Raw genomic sequence first — 18,547 nt, forward strand, 5'->3', positions numbered from 1 at the left:
GGCGTACAGCCGCGGTGCTGGCCCTGCTGACGGGGTCACTCCTGGGGACCAGCATTCTGGCGCCCCCGGCCCAGGCTGCCATGTCCTTCTCGAAGAGTGTGGACAAGGCGACCGTCGCCCCCGGAGAGACCGTCACCTATACGCTGCGGTACACGTGTTCGGTCACCGAGTGCAACGGTGGCAAGATCACCGACACCCTGCCGTCCAACATGGAGTTCGTCGGCTGGACTCCCGACCCGTCCACCGTGGACGAGGCGAACTCCACCGTCCCCGCCGCCGGCTCCAAGGGCGGCACGATGGACATCGCCCTCAAGAGCCTGGCCCCGGGGACCACCGCCACCATCACGGTGTCGATGAAGTACCCGAACTTCTCCACCCCCAACGGGACCGCCTCGACCAACTCGGCCACCATGTCGGCCACCGGCGAGCCGTCCCGGACCGGCACCGCCGACACGACGGCGCAGGTCACCCCGGAGTACACCGTCACCAAGGGGGTGCAGACCTCCAGCAAGGACGGACGCACCGTCACCTTCCAGTTCAGCACCTGTGCCGAGGACCAGGTGCCGAACGTCGACCTGTCCACCAGCCGGCTGCTGGACACCCTGCCGGCCGGTGCGGTGGTCGACACCGGCCGCTCGCCGGGCTGGTCCCAGGTGGCCCCCGGCCCTAACACCTGGGGCTACGACATCGGCGAGTTCACCTCGGGTAACGGGCGGGGCGGCTGCCGCACGCCCGGCGTCCTGGTGGTGAACTTCCCGGAGTCCTCCTTCCCCGACGGCTCCACCGCGAACAACACGGTGGACCTGCTCGGTGCCCCGCTCGGCGAGAGCGAGCGCAAGCTCGACGACGCCGACGCCACCACCGGCCAGTTCCAGCCGCCGGTCACCGGTGTCGACGTCACCGCCAGCAAGGTCTGGCGCGACGAGGTCACCGCCGGCGACATCAACTCCTTCAGCCTCTCCGCCACCAACACCTCCGGTCCGGCGACCAGCCTGACCATCACCGACCCGGGGGCCGGCACCACCGAGGGGCTGTACAACTGGATCTTCCCGCAGTCGATCCAGCTCGAGGCGTGGAACCCCAACAGCGTCCAGCTCACCCTCAAGTACCGCTTGAACGGTGACCCGACCTGGCTGACCTTCACGCCCGGCAGCCCGTTCAACGGCGCCGCCAACCGCCGGATCACCTTCGCCGAGGGCGTGGGCGACCCGGCCAACGACATCCTCGGCATCCCGGCCGGGCGCTGGCTGGACGGCCTCCAGCTCACCTGGGACGGTCCGATCCCCACCGGCTGGAGCCCGGGCAACGCGGTCCAACTGGTCACCCAGGTCTCGGACATCGGCCACGACGGCCGGATGGCGACCAACCCGCTGACCAACTGCGTGGACACCACCGCGACCGACGGCACCACCAACGCCAGCGCGAACGCCTGCGCCTCCACCACGATCAAGGCCGGCACCAACCTCGGTGCCGCCAAGACCACGGTGGCCGGCGCGGTGACCTCGCCCGGCGGCAAGGTGACCTTCCAGGTGATCCCGTACAACCGCAGCGCCCACCCGCTGGACCGCCCGCTCGTCCTCTACGACGTGCTCCCGGCCGGTCTGGTCTACGTGGAGGGCTCGGCCCGGCCGGACCCGAACTACGCGGACGCCAAGGCTCCGAGCTCGGTCACCGTCACCCCCGGCCCGGACGGCCGCCAGGTCGTCCGGATGGAGTGGCCGGCCGGCGTGCCCGACATGATGTACCTGAAGGACGCGCTGGCCTACCGGATGCTGTTCGACGCCACCGTGGCGGGCAGCGTGCGGGGCGGCACCCTCACCAACGACCTGTACGTCGGGGTGGACGGGCCGACCCGGCCGGTGACCTGCATGTTCAGCGGTTCGGACAGCTCCACCCCCGACACGCTGGACCTGAACGGCAACGGTGACACCACCGAGAGGCTGTGCCGCGACCGCTCCGAGGTCCAGGTGCAGGTGCCGGCGGTGCTGCGCTCCTACAAGGAGGTCAAGGGCGACCTCGACCCGGACTACGCGGCGATCGGCTCCACCACCCCCGGCGGGCACAGCTCCTGGCGGATGACGGTGCGCAACGACTCGCCGGACCCGGTCACCGAGTTCATCGCCTACGACAAGCTGCCCACCCCGGGCGACAACTACGTGCTGACCCAGGGCGCCAAGCGCGACAGCGCCTGGACCCCGTCGCTCTCCGAGGCGATCAAGGCCAGCGACCCGACGGTGCTGATCGAGTACACCACCGACGCCAACCCCTGCATCGAGAGCAAGCTCGGCGACCGGGACGGCTGCAACGCCTCGGCCGCCTGGACCACCGACTTCCCCGGTCCGGGCGTCGCGACCTGGTTCCGGATCCACCGGCCCGGTGCGATGGCCCCGGGTGACTCGTTCACCCTGACCTGGCCGATGGTCGCCCCGTTCAACGCTCCTGACGGGGAGTACGCCTGGAACAGCTTCGCGTACACCGCCACCGACTCCAGCAGCCGTCAGCTGCTGCCGGCCGAGCCGGCCAAGGTCGGCGTGGCGCTCAAGCGGACCACCGAGCCGAACAACTCGATCGGCGACTTCGTCTGGGTCGACGCGGACGACAGCGGCATCCAGAAGGACGGCGTCACACCCGTGGCAGGTGTGAGGGTGAACCTCCTGGACGAGCAGGGCCAGCCGGTCCGCGACCTGAACGGCAAGCCCGTCACCGCCGTCACGGACGCGAACGGCAAGTACCTGTTCGACAAGCTCCCCGACGGCACCTACCAGGTGCAGTTCGACCTCTCCACCCTCCCGGCCGGGTCCACCGTCTCCAAGCAGAGCCAGGGCTCGGACGTCTCGAAGCAGTCCTCGGCCGACCCGGCCACCGGCCTCACCCGGAAGGTCACCGTCACCGGTGGCCAGAGCAACCTCGACCTGGACATGGGCATCGTCCAGGCCCCGAAGAACGACAACGCCATCGGTGACTTCGTCTGGATCGACGCGGACGACTCGGGCGTGCAGAAGGGTGGTGACACGCCGGTCCAGGGCGTGAAGGTGAACCTGCTGGACGGCAACGGTCAGCCGGTGCTGGACGCGGGTGGCCAGCCGGTCACCACCACGACGGGTGCGGACGGGAAGTACCTGTTCGACAACCTGCCGAACGGTACCTACCAGGTGGAGTTCGATCTGACGACGCTTCCGCCGGGGGCCAAGGTCTCCAAGCGGGCGCAGGGCTCGGACGTCACCAAGCAGTCGTCGGCGGACCCGGCCACGGGCCGGACCCAGAGCGTCACCCTGTCGGGCGGGCAGCGGGTGCTGGACCTGGACATGGGCATCGTCGAGGCCCCGAAGAACAACAACGCCATCGGTGACTTCGTCTGGCTCGACAAGGACAAGTCGGGCGTGCAGAAGGGTGGTGACACGCCGGTCCAGGGCGTGAAGGTGAACCTGCTGGACGGCAACGGCCGGCCGGTGCTGGACGCCGGCGGCCAGCCGGTCAGCGCCGTCACGGACGCCGACGGCAAGTACCTGTTCGACAACCTGCCCGACGGCAGCTACCAGGTGGAGTTCGACTTGACGACCCTTCCGGCGGGCACCGAGGTGACCACCCAGGGGCAGGGCTCGGACGTCGCCAAGCAGTCGTCGGCCGACCCGGCCACCGGTCGGACCCGGACCGTGACGGTTACGGGCGGGCAGCGCAACCTCGACCTGGACATGGGCCTGGTCGAGAAGCCGGAGCCCTCGCCGTCGCCGTCGCCGGAGCCCTCTCCGTCTCCCTCTCCCTCCGAGCCCCCTGGTCCGTCCTCCACCCCGTCGCCGTCGGAGTCTCCTGCCCCCTCGCCGTCGGAGAGCCCGACGCAGTCTCCCTCGGAGTCCCCGGTGGTCTCCCCGTCGCCCACCCCCTCGCACTCGCCGAGCACGGGCCAGTCGATGACCACGGAGCCCCTCCCGCCGCAGTCGCCGCCGGCCGGCAACGGGCACCTGCCCGACACCGGTAGCCCGGTGCCCGGCGTGCTCCTCGGCCTGCTGTCCGCCATCGCCGTCCTCGGCGGCCTGGTGATCTGCACGGTGGCCTACCGCCGTTCCGGGAGGCACAGCTGATCCTCTGACTGACGGACCGTAGGACCCGGTGGCGCCGCATCCGTACGGCGCCACCGGTGCGTTCGGGCCCACCCGGTCGGCCCAGGTCAGGGCAGGTGGAGTTGCACCAGGCCGCGCCGGTGCGAAGCATGGACAGGACCGGGCCGCGCGGCCCGGCAGTCGCACGTAGGAGGTGTCCGATGGCGGACTGGGACGATCAGGACCTCCCGGCCGAGGACGACGGCGTGCTCGAACCGGCGGACAGCCTGCTCACCGACCGCCTGGACGACGACCCGCTGGACACCGGCGTGATCCCCGCCGACGGCTACCGGGGCGCCACCGCCCACGGCACCACCGCCGCCGAGGCGAGCACCGGCGAGTCCCTCGACCAGCACCTCGCCGAGGAGGAGCCGGACCTCGTCCCGGACGTGGTGGACGACCGCTGGGCCGACGGTCCGTCACCCCGTGCGGGCCGCCTGCTCCGTGGTGAGGACGACGTCACCGGCTTCGACGTCGGGGCGGACGGCGGCGCGGCCGGCGCGGAGGAGGCGGCCGTCCACCTGGTCGACGCCGACCAGGACCGGGACGCCGAGTACGGCGACGCCAGCCGGGACGAGTCGCTCGACGAGGCGATCGCCTTCACCCTCGCGGACGACCTGGCCCAGGCCCGGGACGAGTACCGCTGAACCGGCCGGTGTCCGCAGCCCCGGAGGGGGAGAGCCGCCGGTGGAAGGCGCTCGGGGTCTGCCTGCTGGTCGGCTTCATGAGCCTGCTCGACGTCTCGATCGTGAACGTCGCGCTGCCCTCGATCGAGCAGGGTCTGGCGGCGGGCCCGGCCGAGCTCTCCTGGGTGCTCTCCGGCTACGCGCTCACCTTCGGCCTGACCCTGATCCCGGCGGGGGTGGTCGGTGACATGTGGGGGCGCCGGACCGCCTTCCTGGTCGGGCTGGCCTCGTTCACCCTCGCCTCGGCCGGCTGCGGGCTGGCCCCGACCGCGCTCGCCCTGGTGCTGTTCCGGCTGGTCCAGGGGGTGGCCTCGGGACTGATCGGCCCGCAGATCTCCGGCCTGATCCAGGAGATGTTCACCGGCCCCGAACGCGGCCGGGCCTTCGGCTGGTTCGGCACCACGGTCGGTCTGGCCACCGCAGTCGGCCCACTGGCGGGCGGTCTGCTGATCCACGCGGCGGGCCCGGCCGAGGGGTGGCGCTGGGTGTTCTTCGTCAACGTGCCGATCGGCGTGCTGGCCTTCCTGCTCGCCCTGCGCCTGATCCCCGGCCGGGCCGGCTGCGGCTCCACCCGGGGCGGGCTGGGGCGCCGGATCGACGGCGTCGGCGTGCTGCTGCTCGGCACCGGGCTGCTCGCGGTCCTGCTGCCGCTGATCCAGGAGCAGCAGTGGCCGGGCGCCGCCAAGTGGTGGCTGATCCCGCTCGGCCTGGCCCTGCTGACGGCCTTCGCCCGCTGGGAGCTGCGCACCGCGCGCAGCGGCGGCGTACCGCTGGTCGATCCGGAGCTGTTCCGGTCCGGCACCTACGTCCGGGGCGCGCTGTTGGGCCTGCTCTACTTCGCCGGGTTCTCCACCGTCTTCTTCATCTTCACGCTCTACCTGCAGAGCGGCCTCGGCTACAGCGCGCTGACGGCCGGACTGGCCGTCACCCCGTTCGCCGTGGGATCGGCGGTCTCGGCGGCGGTGGGCGGCCGGCTGGTGACCGGGCGCGGACGGGCCCTGATCGTGTTCGGCCTGCTGCTGGTGATCGGCGGCACGGCGCTGGCCGCCTTCGCCGTCCACCTGGTGCCGGGCCCCGACGCCGGCTGGGCCACGGCCGGCCCGCTGCTGCTGGCCGGCCTCGGCTCGGGCCTGGTGATCGCGCCGAACCAGGTGCTCGCGCTGGCGGAGGTGCCGCTGGCCCGGGCCGGTACGGCGGGCGGGGTGCTGCAGACCGCCCAGCGCCTCGGCACCGCGGTCGGGGTGGCCTGCGTGGGTGCGGCCTTCTTCGCCCACCTGGCGTCCACCCGCTCCTGGGCGGGCGCCTTCCAGGTCGGCACCCTGGTCGCCGTCGCCTTCGAGGTGGCGGCCCTGGCCGTCGCCCTGGCCGACCTGCGCCGCCGCCGGGCCGCCGGGGCGGCCTGACGACCGGTCAGGACCCGTCGCTGCTCCCGCGCCGCCGAACCGTCGACACGGCGAGGTCCGGGGAGCCGGGCGTGCGCTCCCCGGACCTCGCCGTGTCGGCCGAGGCGGGGTCAGACCAGCGGGACGACCGCCTCGGGGGAGTACAGGCTGAAGGTCAGCGCCTGCTGGAGGTAGAGCTCGACGGTGTCGGCGTCGTGCCGCAGGTACCCGATCGAGAGGTCCTGGCCGAGGTGCAGCTCGAAGTCGCCGCCCCGGGTGGAGAGCAGCACCCCGCCGCTGAGGGCCGGGGCCCAGATCAGCGGACAGTCCAGCGCACGCGCGATGTGCTGACGGATCGGGTAGCCGTGGTCGGAGGTCTCGTTGACGGCGGTGTAGGCGTCCGCGCCCAGCAGCAGCGCGTACGGCCCGCCCACCCCGGCCAGCCGCAGGGTGGTGAGCGCGTGGCTGACGGTGTCGGGGTAGGCGGTCACGTCCTCCGGCAGCGCGACCGGAGGGTTGTCCGCGCCCGCCCGCAGGCCGGTGATCCCGGCCTCCGGCCAGCCGTCGAAGACCGCCCGGTCCTCGGCCATCGCCATCGTCCGGGCGGCGTCCTTGACGGGCTGCCAGTCGCTGTCCTTCGAGCCCCGCTCCACGTCGTCCACCGCGTCCCGGCTCAGCGTGAAGCGGGTCCGCAACTCGACCACCGGCCGCACCTGGTGGGCCCGGGCCCGGAGCCCCTCGGCCGGCGGCGGCAGCGCGGTCAGGTGACCGGTGCCGACGGCCGCCAGGTCGGGGCCGCCGGGGCCGGAGAGGTCCACCACCCGGCGGCCGGCCAGGTGCAGGACGAAGGTACGGCGGGCCTCCTCCTCGATCTCGGCCCACGCGGCCCCGCTGATCGGGGCCAGTTCACGGTGCAGGTTGTCCACGGGCTCACGGTGCTTTCACTGGAGGGCGGTCATTCGGGTTCGACCGGTGCGGTCCGGAGGCTGCCGATCCCCAACGAGCCGTCGCGCCCGGGGAGTCGGAGCGAGGCGTCGACCGCCGCCGGGCCGGGCCCGTCTTCCAGGAAGTCGGCGGTCGGGATGTGGAAGAGGCTGCCGGTGACGGCGGTGGAGAAGTCCAGGATCCGGTCGTGGGTGGCCTCGCCGGTGCCGAGGAACATGTTCCGCAGCATCTGCTCGGTGACGTCCGGGGTGCGGCAGTACCCGGCGAAGTAGGTCCCGTACTCGCCCCGGCCGAGCGAGCCGAACGGCATGTTCGCCCGGTAGATCTGCTGCTCCTCGCCGTCCTCGTCCACCACCTGGTTGACCGCCACGTGGGAGTCCGGTGCCTGGACGCCGTCCGGGAGTTCGAGGTCGGACAGCTTGGTCCGGCCGATCACCCGCTCCTGCTCGTCCGAGCCGATCCGGTCCCAACTATCCAGGTCGTGCAGGTACTTCTGCACGATCAGGTAGCTGCCGCCGGCGAACTCCGGGTCCTCCTCGCCGATGTGCACCGCGTCCAGCGCGGGATTCCCCTCCGGGTTCTCGGTGCCGTCCACGAAACCCAGCAGGTCACGCTGGTCGAAGTAGGTGAAGCCCTGGCACTCGTCCACCACCGCGGCGGCGCCGGCCAGCCGGCGGGTGACCAGCGAGCCGAGCTCGAAGCAGAGGTCGGCCTGCTGCGCCCGGATGTGGAAGACCAGATCGCCCGGGGTGGACGGGGCGGTGTGCCGCGCCCCGCGCAGCTCCCGGAACGGATGCAGCCCGGCCGGCCTCGGCCCCTCGTACAGCCGGCCCCACACCTGGGCCCCGACCCCCGCCACGCAGGTCAGCCGGTCCTCCGGCCGCCGGAACCCCACCGACCGCACCAGACCCGCCAGATCGCCCAGCAACTCCCGCACCACCGGCTCCCCGCCGGCCCGCACCGTCAGCACCAGGAACAGCGCCGCCCGGCTCGGCATCGCCACCACCGGCTGCACGTTCACCCTCGTCCCGCCCACGCCCGTCTCCCCATCCTCGACCACCCCGACGGGCAGCGCGTCCAGCTTGCCCGCCCCCGCCCCGGTTCCCCGGGAGCCGGGCGCACAAGGTACCCCGAACGGCCCACCCGCCCGGACCCCCTGACGGGCCGTCGGCCGGTGCCGCAGGCCGCCGATCCGGCGGCGTCCGGGCAGTCGGCCGCCGGAGTACGTCAACTCCCGGTGCGGCTGTCGACCCGCCCGTCTCTGCGGCGACCCCGGTGCCGCTGGTGGCCCCGGCGTGTCCGGGCGGGGCGGCGGATCGCCGCGTGATGGAGTGGGCGCTCCCGGGCCGGCCGACGGCCCGCCAGTGAGGAGCACGTGATGACCACCGACGCCGCCGGGACCTCCTACGCCGACCTGCGGGCCGTGGTGCTCAACTGCACGCTCAAGCGCTCCCCGGAGCGCAGCCACACCCAGGGGCTGATCGACGTCAGCACCGGCATCCTGGAGCGCCAAGGCGTGGCCGTCGACGTACTGCGCCCGGTCGACCTGGACATCGCCACCGGCGTCTGGCCCGACATGACCGAGCACGGCTGGGAGACCGACGAGTGGCCGGTGGTCTACAGCCAGGTGATGTCCGCCGACATCCTGATCCTGGCCGGGCCGATCTGGCTGGGAGACAACTCCTCGGTGATGAAGAAGGTCATCGAGCGGCTGTACTCCTGCTCGTCGGTCCTCAACTCGCAGGGCCAGTACGCCTACTACGGCCGGGTCGGCGGCTGCCTGATCACCGGTAACGAGGACGGCGCCAAGCACTGTGCGATGAACGTCCTCTACAGTCTCCAGCACCTCGGCTACACCATCCCGCCGCAGGCCGACGCGGGCTGGGTCGGCCCGGCCGGCCCCGGCCCCTCCTACCTGGACGAGGGCTCCGGCGGCCCGGAGAACGACTTCACCAACCGCAACACCACCTTCATGACCTGGAACCTCCTCCACCTCGCCCGCCTGCTCAAGGACGCCGGCGGCATCCCGGCCCACGGCAACCAGCGCGCGGGCTGGGACGCCGGCTGCCGCTACGACTTCGAGAACCCCGAGCACCGGTAGGGATCTCTGCTGGATCCGGTGGTCTCGGCCGGTGTCGTACGGTCCGCGTCTCGAACGCCCCTGTGCTCCACGGTCCGGTTCGGTGCGGTGGCTGTTCGACTTCGGGGCGAGGCACCGTTCCTCGGATCGATGGCTGACGGGTTCGACCTCGCCGTCCACCACCTCCCACCACGCCTCGGTGTCCCGTCCGCCGACCTTGGGGAGGTGGTCGGAGACGTCCCGCAGCTGCGGCGTGTTCACAGTGGTGGGAAGGCTGAGCGTCCGACGGATGGCCGGGCCCGAGCAGCCGAGCGGGCAACTGCCCTCCGAGGGAGCCGATTCCGAAAGGGGATGCTCGAAGTGCGCCACGGGGCGGCCCAGTTCGGGTGCCCCGGGTGGGTGCGCCCGAAGGGTTCAGCGCAGGAGGCCGAAGACCAGGGCTGCGACACCGCCGAGGGCGGTGCCGGCCAGGATCTGCGCGAGGGTGTGGGCCTTGAGGACCGTGCGGGACCAGCCGATGGCTGTGGCGCCGAGTGCGGTCAGCAGTAGCCAGGGGCCGAAGGCGAGCGCGAGGATCATGACGGTGCCGCCGGCGACGCTGTTGTGCAGGGAGATCTGCCAGCCGATGGTGACGAGGAGGCTGGAGAGCAGCCCCACGAGCAGCGCGACGACCAGCGCGGACACCTCGGACGGGGCGCCGAGGGTGTACAGCAGGACGATGCCGATGGCGACCGACACCAGGCTCAGCACCATCGGCACGAGTCGCTGACGGCGGACGCGTATGTGCTTGTCGGTCAGGCCGCCGCGCTTCACACCGAGCGTGATGATGCCGATCGGGATGACGCCGCAGAAGAGCGCTGCCAGCAGCCCCCAGCCGAGGCCCGACCAGGAGCGGGTGCTGTGCCAGCCGATCAGCAGCAGGAGCACTATCACCAGGTTGGCAGGGGCAAGGACGTCCGTGACGACCCGCGCGGCCTTCTCGCGGGATGTGCTGTCGGCGAAGGCAGGCGGCGCGGGTGCTTCGAACGTCACGGGGCTGCTCCAGCAGGGCGGTCGGGTCGTGCGCGAGGGCGTACACGTGTGCTCTCCGGCCGCACATCGGTACGGCGTTCACGCACAGTATCCCAACGGTGAGCGGAGGATCGTGGGCAGGGGAACGCCAAGATCCGTCGTGACCGGTCCGGTGGCTGAACAGGGTGAATGAGTGCCCGGGGTCGGCCACGCGCGGGCGTACGGCTGCGGGCTCGCCCTGGTCGGGTAGCCGGCCGGCGCCGGAGGGCGGTGGGCGGTCCGTACCCTGACGGTGGATCAGGGGTCGGGGTTCGGGTGCGGTCAGGGTCGGACCCGGATGGCGGTGGGCGGGTGGGCGGCCAGACTGGGTCGGGTCAAGATCGACCGACCGGCAGTCTGGAGTACCGAAGAGTGAACAGCCTTGTGCGTCGCGGCCGTTGGACCCGTCTCGCGGTGGTGGGAGCGATGCTCGCCGCCGTGGCGGTGGGGACCGGAGGGCCGGCGGTGGCCGCGTCCGGAAGCGGCTCGGGCGGCGCCGCCGCGCTGCCGCCGCTCGACCGGGCGGCGGTCCGCCAGGCCATCGCCGGATTCCCGACGGCGGACGTGAACGGCGTGCTGGTGCGCATCACCGGGAGCGCCGGGCGGTTCGAGACCTCGGCGGGCATCGGCGACCGGAGCACCGGGGCGGCGCCCGACCCGCAGGGACGGTTCCGGATCGGGTCGATCTCCAAGGTCTTCACCGCCGCCGTGGTGCTCCAACTCGCCGCCGAGCACCGGCTGGAGCTCGACGGCACCGTCCAGCGGTACCTGCCGGGGGTGCTGCCGCCGGAGCTGCCGCCGGTGACGGTCGGTCAGCTGCTCGACCACACCTCCGGCCTGCCGCACGGCTCCGGCGACGCCTGGGGCGACGGGACGGCGGGCTGGTTCGTCGGGCACCGCTTCGAGAGCTGGACCCCGGAGCAGGTGGTCGCCACCCTGGCGGGTCAGCCGATGGTCTTCGCGCCCGGCACCGGCCAGCAGTACAACGGCCTCAACACCTTCGTGGCCGGGTTGCTGGTCGAGAAGGTCACCGGTCACTCCTACGCACGCGAGGTCCAGCGCCGGATCATCGAGCCGCTGCACCTGCGCGACACCGCCGTCCCGGACCGCCGCGACCCCCGGCTCGCCCGTCCGGCGGCGCACGCCTACCTGACCGTGCCGGGCCCGGACGGCGCCGACCGCCAGGTCGACGTCACCGAGCAGAGCCCCTGGCCGTGGGCGGAGGGCGGGCTGATCTCCAGTGCCCCGGACCTGGACCGGTTCCTCACCGCGCTGTTCCAGGGCCGCCTGCTGCCCCCGGCCCAGCAGGACCAACTGTTCGCGGTGCCCGCCGTGCCCAACGTCGACAACTCCCAGTGCTTCCCGGGCCAGCGGCAGGCCTGCATGAGCAAGGGCCTGGTGCGCACCGAGCTCAACGGGGTGACCCTCTGGGGCAAGACCGGCTCCCGCCCCGGCTGGACCAGCGGTGTGTTCGCCACCCGTGACCTCCAGCGCAAGCTGGTCTACTCGTTCAACCCGACCACCACCCGGGGCGCCGACATGAGCTACGTGCTCAGGCTCGCCGACGCGGTGGTCCCGGCAGCCGGGTAGGCCGCCACTCGGCCCGACGGGCTGGGTGCTGTCTCCCCGGTGGAGTCGGGCGGTCGCCGCCGAGGCACGCACCCTCCTTCTCCGCCGACGGCCAGGCGGAGCCCTTCGACGACGCCCGCCCACGCGGCGGAGCCGCACGGTGTCACGGCCGACCCCACCCAGGAGACCGCCGCTACGCGGAGGCCCGGCGGACCAGGGTCGGCTCGAACAGGACCGAGGTGGCGCGGGCGGTCGGCTCGGTGAGCTGGGCGAGCAGGATGCGGGTCATCTCGGCGGCCATCTCCTCGACCGGCTGGCGGATCGTGGTGAGCGCCGGGCGCCCGGCGGTGGCGGCGCTGCTGTCGTCGAAGCCGATCACCGCGACGTCCTCCGGGACGCGGCGGCCGTGGTCGGCCAGCACCGACAGGGCGCCCCGGGCCATCAGGTCGTTGGCGGCGAACACGCCGTCCAGATCCGGGTGTTCGGCCAGCAGACGGGTCATCGCGCGCTCCCCGCCGGTCTGGGTGAAGTCGCCCTCGGCGGACGGGACGTACGGGTGGCCCCGGCGGGCCATCTCCTCCCGGAAGCCGGCCAGTCGGTCCCGGCCGGCCGGGACCTCGGCGGGGCCGGCGATGGTGACGGGCCGTCGGCCGCCCCGGGTGGCGAGGTGCTCGGCGGCGAGCCGGCCGCCGTCCCGGTTGGCCACGTCCACGCAGCTGAGCGGGAGCGGCTCGTCCGGGCGGCCGAACAGCACGGCGGGCAGGCCGGCGGCCAGCAGCTGGGCGGGCAGCGGGTCCTCGGCGTGGGTGGAGACCACCAGGGCGCCGTCGGCGTTGCCCTGCCGGAGGTAGCCGAGCACCTGCTCGCGCGCGGCCGGGTCGTCGGCGAGCATCAGCACGGGGTGCACGCCGAGCGGGCGCAGCGCGCTGAAGACCCCGCTCACCACCCGGCCGAAGAAGGGGTCGGTGAAGACCTGGCTGCGGGTGGACTCCTCGTCGTCCACGGCGGCGCCCGTGCCGGAGACCACCAGGGCGACGGCGCCGGCGCGGCGGGTGACCAGTGAGCGGGCGGCGCCGTTCGGCACGTACCCGGTGCTGATGATGGCGTCGCGGACGGTCTGCTGGATCGCGGGGTCGACGTTGCGGACGCCGTTCACCACCCGGGAGACGGTGGCGCGGGAGACGCCGGCCACCCGGGCGACGTCCTCCAGGGTGGCCGTCCGGCGACCGGCCGAGGAGGGCTGGACTCTGCTCATGTGCTCGTTTATAGCACGCTGAGAGAGCGCTCTCCCATGATGACCGGTACTCAAGTGCGCACTCCGGTGGTCGGGTTCGGGCCCGGACGGGCGGGGGGGGGCCCCGGGGGGCCGGGGGGGGGGGCGGCCCCCCCCGGCACCGGTGGACGGGTCAGGGGTCAGAGGTCAGGGGTCAGGGTCGAGGGGGCAGGAGTCAGCGGTCAGGAGTAGACGGCGAACTCGTGGAGCGAGTTGCCGTACGCCGTCCCGCGCTGGGTGATGGTCACCCGCACGTAGCGCCCGGAGCCGTTGACGTCGAAGTCGTCCACCCCGCCGGTGCCGTCGGAGACGGACCGGAGCGTGGTCCAGGTGGAGCCGTCGTTCGAGCTCTGCACCTGGTAGACCTTGCCGTAGGCGGCCTCCCACCCCAACTGCACGTGCCGCAGCGGGGTCACCTTGCCCAGGTCGACCTGGAGCCACTGCCCGTCGGCCCACTCGCTGGCCCAGCGGGTGCCCCAGTTGCCGTCGGTGGCGTAGGACGGCAGGTAGGGGGCGCCGTTGCCGACCGCCTGGTAGGTGGAGGCGGTGGTGGGCTTGCCGAGCGCCACGTTGGTGCCGTTGACCGGCGGGGCGACCACTCGGAAGGACTTGGTCTCGATGCCGACGTTGCCGTGGCCGTCGTAGGCGTAGACGTAGACCTTCCAGACGCCCAGCTGCTTGGGCGCGGTGACGGTGAAGCGCCCCTCGCCGGTCTGGGTGAAGCCCACCTGCTGGAAGCCGGTGCCGCCGCCCAGGTACTTGGCGCAGTACAGGAGTTGGTAGCGGATCAGGTCGCCGTCCGGATCGGTGGCGTTGGCCGCGATGGTGAAGGTGCCGCCGGCCGGCACGGTCGCCGTGTCGCTCAGCGCCATGTCCGAGATCACCGGCGGCCGATTGGTGCCGGGGTTGCCGCCGTAGCTGCTGGCCACCGAGTAGTAGCTGAGCCGCTTCCAGCCGCTCGGCACGGTGTTGTACCAGACCCCGCCGAAGTCGTTCTCGGTGCCGTAGTGGAAGACCGTGGCGCCGAGCGAGACCCCGGTGTGGCCGCTGATGCAGGCCCAGTTGGCCAGGTAGGCGTCCCGCTTGGTGAGGTCGCTGGGCTCGGTGGGCACGCCGTTGGCGTCGTTCGGCACCTCCCACTCGCCGGCCTCGCCGGACTCGGTGATGATGTAGGGCTTGGTGTAACCCCCGGCGATCCAGTCGGACTTGACGTTGCAGACCGAGCCGTAGGAGTTCACCGCGAGCAGGTCCAGGCTGGGGGTGTGGTCCTTGTAGTACTTCCAGGCGCCCGTCCAGGCGTCGGTGGAGGTGACCGGGTGGTCGGCGTCGATCGCGTGGATCGCCTTGGTGATCTCCTCGACGTACTGGGCGTAGGCGACGCGCTGCTGCTCGACGGTGGTGCCGTTGTAGGTGTGGTCCTGGGTGGTCAGCAGCACCTCGTTGCCGACGTCCCACATCAGCACGCCCGGGTGGCCCTTGTAGGTGGTCACCCACTGCTTGATCTGGTCCAGGGTGGTGGCCTTGTAGGCGGCGTCGTTGACGTAGTCGGCGCCCTGGTTGAGCCAGAAGCCGTTCACCACCTTGAGGCCGTGCGCGGCGGCGGTGTCCAGCAGCGGCTTGCTGCCCGCGTCGGTGCCCCAGGTGCGCAGGGTGTTGACGCCCATCGACTTCAGGTCGCGGACGTAGGCGTCGGCCGCGGCGTTGGCCGGGCCCCAGGTGATGCCCTTGACCTGGTACGGCGCGCCGTTCACGGTCAGCTGCCAGTTCCCCTGACTTCCCGTCACCTTGACCTTGGAGGCCCCGGTGGGCACCGGCGGGTCGGTCATCGGGGCGGGGGCGGTGCCGGTGGTGCGCGAGACGGTGACCTTGTCGATGCTCAGCGCGCCGCCCGGGGTGGTGTCGGCGGTCGGCGAGGTGCAGCCGCAGACCGCGTTCGGGAAGCCGCCGCCGATGCCGAGGTTGAAGACCAGGTAGAAGCCGTGCTGGACGGCCTTCTGCCAGGTGGCGACGCCGACTTGGGACTCCCTGACCCGCCAGACCTGCCGGCCGTCGAGGTACCAGCGGATCTCCTCGTCGGTGACGCTGCGGTCGATGATCGCCGAGTAGGTGTGGTAGCCGCTCTGGCAGCCGGTGCAGCTCGCCAGGCCGCTGGTCATGCCGTTGTACTCGTTGCAGTTGCCGCCGGGGGCGGTGCCGCAGTGCAGGGTGGCGGAGAGCTGGCTGCGCCCGTTGACACCCTCCAGCACGTCGATCTCGCCCGCGCCGGGCCATGCGGTGAAGTCGTCCCGGTTGGCGGCGCCCATCAGGCGGAAGGAGGGCCAGTAGCCGAGGCCGTTGGCCACGTCGGGCTGCTTGACGGTGGCGGAGACCTGGAGCTGCCCGCCGGCCGGGGCGGTGAAGTCGGAGCGGCGGCTCTCGATCCGGCCGGAGGTCCAGGCGGTGCCGTTGCGCTGGGCGGTGAGGTTGAGCCGGCCGGTGCCGTCGAGGGCGACGTTGGCGGGGGAGTCGGTGTCGGTCTGCACCTCACCGGTGCCCCAGTTCGCCGGGCCGCCGGGGTAGTTGGTGCCGGTGCGGACCGTCCAGTCGGCGGCGGACGGACCGCTGCCGGTCGCGCCGTTGAAGTCCTCGTTCCACAGCGTGGTCCAGTCGCCGGGCGGCGGGCTGGTCGGCGGCTGCGAGGTGGGCGGCTGGCTGGTCGGGGGAGTGGTCGGGCCGGTGCCGGTACGGACCGCGAACTCCCAGAGGGAGTAGCCGTATCCGGTGGCGCGGGCGGTGCCGTTCATCCGGACGTAGCGGGCGGTGCCGGTGACGGCGAGGGTCTCGGTGCCGCCGGAGCCGGTGGTGGTGGAGTAGGCGGTGGTCCAGCTGGTGCCGTCGGTGGAGAGCTGGATCTGGTACGCCTTGCCGTAGGCCGACTCCCACTGCAGCACGACCTGGCAGACCGGCTGGGCCGAGCCCAGGTCGATCCGGATCCACTGCGGGTCGGTGTTCGCGCTCGACCAGCGGGTGGCGGCGTTGCCGTCCACCGCGTTCGCGGCGGTGGTGCCGTAGTTCTCCTCCGAGGAGGCCGTGACGGCCTTGCCCTGGGCAGCGTTCGCGGTCCCGCAGCTGCTGCCGCTGCCGCCCCCGGCGGTGCCGAAGACCTGGAACTCCCAGAGGGAGTAGCCGTATCCGGTGGCGCGGGCGGTGCCGTTCATCCGGACGTAGCGGGCGGTGCCGGTGACGGCGAGGGTCTCGGTGCCGCCCGTGCCGGTGGTGGTGGAGTAGGCGGCGGTCCAGGTGGTGCCGTCGGTGGAGAGCTGGATCTGGTAGGCCTTGCCGTAGGCCGACTCCCACTGCAGCACGACCTGGCTGACGGTGGCGGTGGCGCCCAGGTCGACCTGGATCCACTGCGGGTCGGTGTTCGCGCTCGACCAGCGGGTGCCGGCGTTGCCGTCCACCGCGTTCGCGGCGGTGGTGCCGTAGTTCTCCTCCGAGGAGGCCGTGACGGCCTTGCCCTGGGAGAGCAGGGTGGGGGCGGCCTGCGCGGCCGTGGTCGGGAGCAGCATCAGCGCGGCGGCGATCAGCGCGAGCACCAGTGGCACGGCCGCGGAGCGCCACCGCAGGGGCGGTGAAGTCGCTTGCCTCGATCGGGAGTCGGTCATGTCGGGACACTCCAAGGTGAGCAGTGCGGAAGGGGGGCACCCGGACCGCTCGCCCGCCGTCGGCCCGAGGGGTGGGTGGGCGACGGCGGGGGCGGGGTGGGCGTCCGCTCTGGGAGAGCGCTCTCCTGGCGTTGAGATGGTTGCGCGGGTGTTTCCGACCTGTCAAGCGCCGTGTCACACCCGGTGCCTGACGCCGAGTCCGGTCGCGGCCCTTGACTTCTCCGGCGGCGGGGGTCAGGCTCCAACCTCATGGGAGAGCGCTCTCCCATTCGGCCTCGCCCCACTGGGCCCCGCTCCGTCACGTCGAGCCCCACCCCGAGCGATCCACTCGCGTTCCACCGCGATCCGACCCGATCCGGTCCGCCCCGCACCGTGCCCCGGCCGTCGCATCCCTCTGCCGTCGCGCCCCGCCCGGCCGTCCCCTCCAGGAGATCCACCCATGCCCCGCAGCACCACCAGACCCCGGCGGCTGGCCGCCGCAGCCGTTGCGCTGACCCTGCCGCTGATCGCCACCGCCTGTTCCAGCGGCGGCAGTTCGGCCTCGGACGAGGACCCGAACGCCAAGGTCACCCTGACCGTCAACCTGTTCTCCGACTTCGGGTACGCGGACCTCTACAAGCGCTACCAGGAGCTGCACCCGAACGTCACCATCAAGGAGAACCGCGCCGACCTCGGCGCCCACCACCAGAGCCTGCGGGCCCACCTGCTGGCCGGTTCCGGCGCCGCCGACATCGAGGGCATCGAGATCGGCCAGGTGGCCGGCTTCAAGCCGCAGGCCGACAAGTTCGTCAACTTCCTCTCCCACGGCGTCAGTCGCGACCAGTGGGTGCCCTCCAAGACCGCCCCCGCCTCCAGCCAGGACGGCTCGGCCCTGTTCGGCCTCGGCACCGACATGGGCGGCATGGCGCTCTGCTACCGCACCGACCTGTTCCAGGCGGCGGGCCTGCCGACCGACCGCGAGCAGGTCGCCGCGCTGATGACCGACTGGCCCGCCTACACGGCCGCCGGGCAGCGCTTCCTCGCCAACAGCCCGAACAAGAAGGTCCGTTGGTTCGACTCGGCGGGCAACCTGTTCAGCGCGGTGATCGCGCAGGCCCCGGTCGGGTTCTACGACGAGGCGGGCAAGCCGGTGGTGGAGACCAACCCGGCTGTGAAGGCCGCCTTCGACTCGGTGGCCGCCGCCGTGCAGAGCGGCCAGTCGGCCGGCATCCAGGCGTTCACCCCGGCCTGGGACACCGGGTTCCAGCAGAGCCAGTTCGCCACCGTGGCCTGCCCGGCCTGGATGAGCTACCAGTTCAAGGCCAACCCGCCCGCCGACGGCGGGAAGTGGGACATCGCCCGGATCCCCGGCGGCGGCGGGAACTGGGGCGGCTCCTACCTGACCGTGCCCAAGCAGTCCAAGCACACCGCCGCCGCCGTCGAGCTGGCGAAGTGGCTGACCGCCCCCGAGCAGGAGTCCTGGCTGTTCACCGAGAAGGGGTACTTCCCCTCCGACCAGGCGCTGTGGAGCAAGCCGGAGATCGCCGGGCACACCGACCCGCTGTTCAACGGCGCGCCCACCGGCAAGATCTTCTCGCAGTCCGCCAAGGACCTGAAGCCGCAGCCGCTGGGCGCGCACGGCGCCGAGATCGGCACCGCCCTGGGCAACGCCCTGACCTCGGTCGAGCAGGGCAAGGCCGACGCCGCCGGAGCCTGGAAGAAGGCCCTGGCCGACATCGCCAACATCACGGGCTGACCACCCGTCAGCCGGGCACCCCGCCCCCCGAAACGCGGTACCGGCGCCGGACCTGACCCCGGTGCCGGTACCGCCCCACCCCCGAG

The 18,547-nt window shown here is 72.4% G+C and carries 11 protein-coding genes; 6 read left to right on the forward strand and 5 right to left on the reverse strand.

The window, feature by feature from the left end:
- Positions 1 to 80: 80 nt before the first annotated feature.
- From ACIRBX_RS23595 to ACIRBX_RS23605, 3 genes are all read left to right on the forward strand, one after another.
- Positions 81 to 4,079, forward strand: coding sequence for an SdrD B-like domain-containing protein (locus tag ACIRBX_RS23595; RefSeq protein WP_402299121.1), 3,999 nt, complete (start codon positions 81 to 83; stop codon positions 4,077 to 4,079).
- 179 nt (positions 4,080 to 4,258) lie between these two features.
- Positions 4,259 to 4,744 carry a DUF5709 domain-containing protein gene (locus tag ACIRBX_RS23600; RefSeq protein ID WP_402299122.1) on the forward strand — a complete coding sequence of 162 codons (486 nt, stop codon included), beginning with the start codon at positions 4,259 to 4,261 and terminating at the stop codon, positions 4,742 to 4,744.
- Between the two features lie 8 nt (positions 4,745 to 4,752).
- Positions 4,753 to 6,186, forward strand: a complete 1,434-nt coding sequence (locus ACIRBX_RS23605) for an MFS transporter (protein WP_402299124.1) — start codon at positions 4,753 to 4,755, stop codon at positions 6,184 to 6,186.
- A gap of 110 nt (positions 6,187 to 6,296) precedes the next feature.
- On the opposite strand, the gene ACIRBX_RS23610 is transcribed toward ACIRBX_RS23605, so the two are convergent.
- Positions 6,297 to 7,091 (reverse strand): family 1 encapsulin nanocompartment shell protein, encoded by a 795-nt coding sequence (locus tag ACIRBX_RS23610; RefSeq protein ID WP_402299126.1) that lies wholly within the window; start codon positions 7,089 to 7,091, stop codon positions 6,297 to 6,299.
- Between the two features lie 29 nt (positions 7,092 to 7,120).
- Positions 7,121 to 8,107: a Dyp-type peroxidase gene (locus ACIRBX_RS23615; protein ID WP_402299236.1), complete on the reverse strand. Its 987-nt coding sequence runs from the start codon at positions 8,105 to 8,107 to the stop codon at positions 7,121 to 7,123.
- Between the two features lie 381 nt (positions 8,108 to 8,488).
- Here ACIRBX_RS23615 and ACIRBX_RS23620 point away from each other — a divergent pair, with 381 nt between their 5' ends.
- Positions 8,489 to 9,211: a flavodoxin family protein gene (locus tag ACIRBX_RS23620; protein WP_402299127.1), complete on the forward strand. Its 723-nt coding sequence runs from the start codon at positions 8,489 to 8,491 to the stop codon at positions 9,209 to 9,211.
- 393 nt (positions 9,212 to 9,604) lie between these two features.
- Here the strand turns inward: ACIRBX_RS23620 and ACIRBX_RS23625 are convergent, their stop codons facing one another.
- Positions 9,605 to 10,222 carry a phosphatase PAP2 family protein gene (locus ACIRBX_RS23625; RefSeq protein WP_402299129.1) on the reverse strand — a complete coding sequence of 206 codons (618 nt, stop codon included), beginning with the start codon at positions 10,220 to 10,222 and terminating at the stop codon, positions 9,605 to 9,607.
- 483 nt (positions 10,223 to 10,705) lie between these two features.
- Here ACIRBX_RS23625 and ACIRBX_RS23630 point away from each other — a divergent pair, with 483 nt between their 5' ends.
- Positions 10,706 to 11,830, forward strand: coding sequence for a serine hydrolase domain-containing protein (locus ACIRBX_RS23630; RefSeq protein ID WP_402299131.1), 1,125 nt, complete (start codon positions 10,706 to 10,708; stop codon positions 11,828 to 11,830).
- Positions 11,831 to 12,002: 172 nt separating this feature from the next.
- Here ACIRBX_RS23630 and ACIRBX_RS23635 read toward each other — a convergent pair whose 3' ends face one another.
- Positions 12,003 to 13,064 carry a LacI family DNA-binding transcriptional regulator gene (locus ACIRBX_RS23635; protein ID WP_402299133.1) on the reverse strand — a complete coding sequence of 354 codons (1,062 nt, stop codon included), beginning with the start codon at positions 13,062 to 13,064 and terminating at the stop codon, positions 12,003 to 12,005.
- A 200-nt stretch (positions 13,065 to 13,264) separates the two neighbouring features.
- On the reverse strand, positions 13,265 to 16,630 hold the full coding sequence (locus ACIRBX_RS23640; protein ID WP_402299238.1) for a discoidin domain-containing protein: 3,366 nt from the start codon (positions 16,628 to 16,630) through the stop codon (positions 13,265 to 13,267).
- A 535-nt stretch (positions 16,631 to 17,165) separates the two neighbouring features.
- On the opposite strand from ACIRBX_RS23640, the gene ACIRBX_RS23645 reads away from it, so the two are divergent.
- Positions 17,166 to 18,461, forward strand: coding sequence for an extracellular solute-binding protein (locus tag ACIRBX_RS23645; protein ID WP_402299135.1), 1,296 nt, complete (start codon positions 17,166 to 17,168; stop codon positions 18,459 to 18,461).
- Positions 18,462 to 18,547 lie beyond the last annotated feature (86 nt).

Origin of the sequence: Kitasatospora sp. NPDC096147, from assembly GCF_044763225.1 — a bacterium.
Classification (GTDB): Bacteria; Actinomycetota; Actinomycetes; order Streptomycetales; family Streptomycetaceae; genus Kitasatospora.

What these genes read in the sequence shown, in the direction of transcription:
- ACIRBX_RS23595 (WP_402299121.1), top strand. Translation starts at nt 81, where the DNA reads ATGTCCTTCTCGAAGAGTGTGGACAAGGCGACCGTCGCCCCCGGAGAG.
- ACIRBX_RS23600 (WP_402299122.1), top strand. Translation starts at nt 4,259, where the DNA reads ATGGCGGACTGGGACGATCAGGACCTCCCGGCCGAGGACGACGGCGTG.
- ACIRBX_RS23615 (WP_402299236.1), bottom strand. Translation starts at nt 8,107, where the DNA reads ATGCCGAGCCGGGCGGCGCTGTTCCTGGTGCTGACGGTGCGGGCCGGC.
- ACIRBX_RS23620 (WP_402299127.1), top strand. Translation starts at nt 8,489, where the DNA reads ATGACCACCGACGCCGCCGGGACCTCCTACGCCGACCTGCGGGCCGTG.
- ACIRBX_RS23635 (WP_402299133.1), bottom strand. Translation starts at nt 13,064, where the DNA reads ATGAGCAGAGTCCAGCCCTCCTCGGCCGGTCGCCGGACGGCCACCCTG.
- ACIRBX_RS23640 (WP_402299238.1), bottom strand. Translation starts at nt 16,630, where the DNA reads ATGCTGCTCCCGACCACGGCCGCGCAGGCCGCCCCCACCCTGCTCTCC.
- ACIRBX_RS23645 (WP_402299135.1), top strand. Translation starts at nt 17,166, where the DNA reads ATGCCCCGCAGCACCACCAGACCCCGGCGGCTGGCCGCCGCAGCCGTT.